At 54.0% G+C, this 5,561-nt stretch carries 5 protein-coding genes; 2 read left to right on the forward strand and 3 right to left on the reverse strand.

Translation table 11 applies throughout. The annotated features are described in order from the left end of the window. Positions 1-226: 226 nt before the first annotated feature. The gene (locus Q1Y74_RS13270; RefSeq protein ID WP_300814774.1) at positions 227-733 is read right to left on the reverse strand and encodes an AraC family transcriptional regulator; all 507 of its coding nucleotides are present in this window, start codon (positions 731-733) and stop codon (positions 227-229) included. 381 nt (positions 734-1,114) lie between these two features. Between Q1Y74_RS13270 and Q1Y74_RS13275 the strand changes: the two genes are divergently transcribed. Continuing rightward, entirely contained in the window at positions 1,115-2,656 is a 1,542-nt protein-coding gene (locus Q1Y74_RS13275) for a glycine--tRNA ligase (protein WP_300814775.1), read from the forward strand. A gap of 178 nt (positions 2,657-2,834) precedes the next feature. Then, entirely contained in the window at positions 2,835-3,458 is a 624-nt protein-coding gene (locus Q1Y74_RS13280) for an FKBP-type peptidyl-prolyl cis-trans isomerase (protein ID WP_300814776.1), read from the forward strand. 330 nt (positions 3,459-3,788) lie between these two features. On the opposite strand, the gene Q1Y74_RS13285 is transcribed toward Q1Y74_RS13280, so the two are convergent. Then, positions 3,789-4,625, reverse strand: a complete 837-nt coding sequence (locus tag Q1Y74_RS13285) for an N-acetylmuramic acid 6-phosphate etherase (protein ID WP_300814777.1) — start codon at positions 4,623-4,625, stop codon at positions 3,789-3,791. A 50-nt stretch (positions 4,626-4,675) separates the two neighbouring features. Continuing rightward, positions 4,676-5,521, reverse strand: coding sequence for an ATPase (locus Q1Y74_RS13290; RefSeq protein ID WP_300814778.1), 846 nt, complete (start codon positions 5,519-5,521; stop codon positions 4,676-4,678). Positions 5,522-5,561 lie beyond the last annotated feature (40 nt).

The following is a 5,561-nucleotide window of genomic DNA, read 5'->3' on the forward strand; positions in this document are numbered from 1 at the left end:
GGAAGGATGGCACGAAGTAATTGTTCTGCTTTCATACCACAAAGATACGCAATATGCTTGATACACCATGCCTACCAACCGGGAATATCCGCTGACCCGTGATACCTTCCGGCTCATCATTGTCAATACATCCGGTGAATACCGGTGCCGCACCCAGCAACATGCCGGCAGCGACCAAATAAGTCCACTTTTTCATAATAGTAATAATAATGGTTAATTGATAAAATTAAATAGTTGTTATTCTATTTATGTTATTCTCTATTTCTTTCAGTATTTCCATGCTTTGGTGTTTGGCCCTGTAATCGGTAGGCGTGATGTGCTCGAACTTGGTGAAGGCGGCGTAAAATGTGCTTCGTGAGATAAACCCGCATTGGGCCGGCAAACTTTGAATGTTGCAATTGTCTTTTTTGAGCAGTTCTTTTGCATGGTTTATCCGGTATTGATTTAACAGCGTTTTCAGGTTACATTTAAAATAGGTATTTATCATCTTTGACAGATAAGTGGCGTTTGTACACAATAAACGGCTTAACTTTGTCAAATTTATATGTGGATCCAAATAAATCTTTTTATTTTCCAGGACATATATAAAATTCTCATACATGTTCTTCATCCGTTCAGTGTTGCATCCTACCAGCTTTTCTGGAAAATTTTCCTTTTCAGCAGGCGGAGGTTCACCTATATCATTGGCAAACAATGGGGTTTCTTTATATGTATTTGGGTGTGTCAACATCATAGCGTTTGTTTGCATTACCTTCGCATACTTAATCAAATTTTTATTAGAAAAATTTTTTTTTGCAGGAAATTATAAAACAAACTGTAACTTTTTTAAAAACTAGGACAATGTAGCGATTTTCCGTGACATGAGTATGACAGCTTCGTTACTTCCTTGGGCCTTGTGGGGGCATGCCGACTTCTTGTACGGTCGGGCAGGTGCGGAATTTGCTGGATGTAGGGGGCTGTGTGGACAGGTTCCGGCTGGCGGGCAGCAGGCAATCGCATCCCTCCATTTTTTAATTATTAATACCCCTCTTGTCCGATTTATAAGATAAATGCCTATCTTTGTGGCGTTTTTTATCAAAGCATCTGAATAAAATTAATAGATACAACAAGAACAATGGCACAAGAAGACGTTTTTAAGAAACTCGTTTCGCACTGCAAGGAGTATGGTTTCGTATTCCCCAGCAGCGAAATCTACGACGGACTGGGAGCCGTGTATGATTACGGACAGAATGGTGTGGAACTGAAGAACAACATCAAACAATACTGGTGGCAGAGCATGGTGCTGCTGCACGAGAACATCGTGGGCATCGACTCGGCCATTTTCATGCACCCCACCATCTGGAAGGCCAGCGGACACGTGGACGCATTCAACGACCCCCTTATCGACAACCGTGACTCGAAGAAGCGCTATCGCGCCGATGTGCTCATCGAGGACCAGATTGCCAAGTATGACGAAAAGATAAACAAGGAAGTGGCCAAGGCTGCCAAGAAGTATGGCGACGCTTTCAATGAACAGGAATTCCGCAGCACCAACGCCCGTGTGCTGGAGCACCAGCAGAAGCGTGACGCACTGCACGAACGCTACAGCAAGGCGATGAACGCCGGACCCGACCTGAACGAACTGCGACAGATTATTCTGGACGAAGAGATTGTCTGCCCCATCAGCGGCACGAAGAACTGGACCGAAGTACGTCAGTTCAACCTGATGTTCTCTACCGAAATGGGGTCTACTTCGGATGGTTCTATGAAGGTGTACCTACGTCCCGAGACGGCTCAGGGCATCTTCGTCAACTACCTGAACGTACAGAAGACGGGCCGCATGAAGATTCCCTTCGGTATTGCCCAAATTGGCAAGGCTTTCCGTAACGAGATTGTAGCCCGCCAGTTCATCTTCCGCATGCGTGAGTTCGAGCAGATGGAAATGCAGTTCTTCGTGAAGCCCGGTACCGAGCTGGAATGGTTCAAGAAGTGGAAGGAAATCCGCCTGAAGTGGCACAAGGCCCTGGGCTTCGGCGACGACCACTACCGTTACCACGACCACGAGAAACTGGCCCACTACGCCAATGCCGCTACGGACATCGAGTTCCTGATGCCCTTCGGATTCAAGGAAGTGGAAGGCATCCACAGCCGCACCAACTTTGACCTCTCGCAGCACGAGAAGTTCTCGGGCAAGAACATCAAGTACTTCGACCCCGAGACGAACGAAAGCTACACGCCGTACGTCATCGAGACCTCCATCGGCGTAGACCGCATGTTCCTCAGCATCATGTCTGCCTCCTACTGCGAGGAGCAGCTGGAGAACGGCGAAAGCCGCGTTGTGCTGAAACTGCCCGCTGCACTGGCACCGGTGAAGCTGGCCGTGATGCCGCTGGTGAAGAAGGACGGACTGCCCGAGAAGGCACGCGAAATCGTGGACGCGCTGAAGTTCCACTTCCACTGCCAGTACGACGAGAAGGACTCCATCGGCAAGCGTTACCGCCGTCAGGATGCCATCGGTACGCCCTACTGTGTCACCGTGGACCATCAGACACTGGAGGACAACTGCGTCACCCTGCGCAACCGCGACACCATGCAGCAGGAACGTGTGCCCATCAGCGAGCTGAACAACATCATCGCAGACCGCGTCAGCATCACTTCGCTGCTGAAGACGCTTTGATGGGTGAGCTTCTGAGCTATTGAGTTTGTGGTTTTGGGTTTTTGAGTTGCAGGGCCGATGGCCGGCTCGTTTCTTAAAACGCCGGTCTTGGGCCTCACTCCTTCAAGAACTCAGCGGCTTACTTACTCAAAATCTTAAGAACTTATAAACTCAAGAACTTAAAAACTCAAATCAAGAAATGAACAGACTTCTTTTATATCTCTCGTTCTTCCTGCTGACAGCTGCTGCGCTGACCTCGTGTGACGAGGTGACGGAGGAGGATGCGTATGCCAACTGGTCCGAACGGAACATTGCCTTTGCCGACTCCATCAAAGCCCTGGCTGGCAACAACTTGTTCAACCTGAATGCGGAGGGCGACCTGATAGACCGTTTTGAGGTGGGCGAAATCTTCGGCTTGCAGACTACGGCCAGCACCAACATGGGCGCGCAGTATGTCTATTGCAAGAAGGTGGTGAAGAATCTGGACGGAGCCCGTCCTTTCTATACCAGCTCGGTGAGCGCCTATTACTATGGGACGCTGATCAACGGCGATATGTTCGACGGCAATTTCGAGGGCTATGGCGCATTGGACCGCGGCGTGCTGGATCCGGTGACGAAAGCTCCCACGGACTTCGACTCGCCTGCCACATTCTCGGTGAGCGGTGTCATAGCCGGTTGGACTTGGGCGTTGCAGTACATGCACGAGGGCGAACGCTGGATGTTGTACGTGCCCTACCAGAGCGCATACGGAACGAGCGACTACAGCTCCATTCCCGGTTATTCTACCCTGACGTTCGACCTGGTGCTGGACGAGGTGCTTTGAGGAACTTCTGATTTCAGACTTTGATTTCAGATGCTGCTGCGGAGCACGTTGAGAGTTTGATTGTTTGAAACGCAGATTGACGCCGATGTCGCAAAAGCTTTATTCCGCTTTGCGTTAATCGGTGACAATCTGCGTTTATTTTTTCCTCCCCGGAGGATGCCGGGAGCTGTAGAGGGAACTGCGGATTGCTTGCCCGGCAAACCATAAAGTGCCATTTCCGGCATTGATAATCAGTGCTTAGGCCATGCAAGCATCTTCCGCGGGCCGTGCAAGCGCCTTCTGCGGGCCGTACAAGCATTCTTCAAGCGGGGATGGGTACCCTTCCGGCGTTCACTCTTCTTTTCCTTCCGTTTCCTTCCGGTAGGCGTCGGCCGCTTCCTTGACAGAGCCGTACTTCAGGAGCAGCATGCGGGCGTCGGCGTAGGCCAGGCCCAGTTCGTCGGCCAGCATGCGGGTGCCGCGGTCGGTCAGCTTCCGGTTGCTGAGCTGCATGTTCTCCATGCGGTTGCCCCTCACCCGCCCCAGGCGAATCATCACCGCGGTGCTGATCATGTTCAGAATCATCTTCTGCCCCGTGCCCGACTTCATGCGCGAGCTGCCCGTTACGTACTCCGGTCCCACTATCATTTCAATGGCCACGTCAGCCGCCTCCGCCATGGGCGAGCCGGGGTTGCTGGTGATGCAGGCCGTGGGGATGCCCCGCCTGCGGGCTTCGCGCAGGGCGCCCAGGACGTAGGGCGTGCTGCCCGATGCCGCTATGCCGACGACGGTGTCCAGCGGGGTGACCCCGTGCGCCTCCAGTTCCTCCCATCCGCTGAGCGGGTCGTCCTCGGCGTTCTCCACGGGGCCGTGCAGGGCCTTGTCGCCTCCCGCTATCAGGCCGATGACGCGCGTGGGGGGCATCCCGAAGGTGGGCGGAATCTCCGAGGCATCCAGCACTCCGAGGCGTCCGCTGGTGCCTGCGCCCACGTAGAAGATGCGGCCTCCCTGCTCCATGCGGGGGACAATGCCGTTGACCAGTTCCTCTATCTGCGGGATGGCCGCCCCGACGGCTACGGCCACTTTGCGGTCTTCGGTATTGATTTCTTCCAGTATCTGGCGGACAGATTTCTTTTCCAAATCGTTGTAGAGCGAGGGTTGCTCCGATATTTTGATGAAGGAGGACATGAGAACGGTTAGGGGTTAGTGGTGAGTGATTAGCGGTGAGTGGTGAGGGGTTAGGGGTTAGCAGGGGTGGCGTGGTAGGCTATGAGGCCTTCCATGGGGCTCTTCAGAATCTGTCCCAGGCGGATGCCTTCGGCTTCGGCGGCCTCGGCCAGCAGCGGGCGGTAGTGGAAGGCGACGGAGCCTGTGAAGTGGACCTCGTACCGGTGGTAGTCGTAGTGCTTCACGTTGCGGCTCAGGAAGGCGCGGAAGTTGTCCGTCACCAGCCGGTGCACGCAAGGCTCCTGCAAGTGTGCGGCCAGGAAGGGCGAAAGGCCGGCCAGGAAGCGGTTGGGGAAGGGGCGGCGGTAGACGCGGTCGATAATTTCGGCGGGTGTCAGGCCGTACTCCGACAGGAATGCGTCCTTCAGTGCCGCCGGCATCTGCCCTTTCAGCAGGTCGCCCACCAGCAGCTTGCCCAGGCAGGCACCACTACCTTCATCGCCCAGAATGAAGCCCAGGGGGGAGACGTTGGCCTCAATCTCGCGGCCGTTGTAGAAGCACGAGTTCGAGCCTGTGCCCAGGATGCAGGCAATGCCCGCGCGGTGTCCGCACAGGGCGCGTGCGGCGGCCAGCATGTCGGTGCAGACCTCCACGGAGTCGGTGTCGAGGCTGCGGGTCAGAGCTCGGCTCACGGCCTCGGCCTTGTCGTTGATGCAGCCCGCGCCGTAGAAGTGTACACCGTCGGGGTACAGCCCGTCCAGTCCGGGCTGCAGTTCGGCGGCTATGGTCTGTTCTATTTCTTCTTCTGTCTGAAAGTACGGGTTGATGCCCCGTGTAGTCAGTTGTTTCAGCGGTTTCCCGCTTTCGGTCACGCACCAGTCGGTCTTGGTGGAGCCGCTGTCGGCTAAAAGTATCATATTTTGAGTTTTTAAGTTTTTGAGTTTCTGAGTTTTTAAG

The sequence above is a fragment of the uncultured Bacteroides sp. genome (assembly GCF_949298305.1).
Taxonomy (GTDB): domain Bacteria; phylum Bacteroidota; class Bacteroidia; order Bacteroidales; family Bacteroidaceae; genus Bacteroides.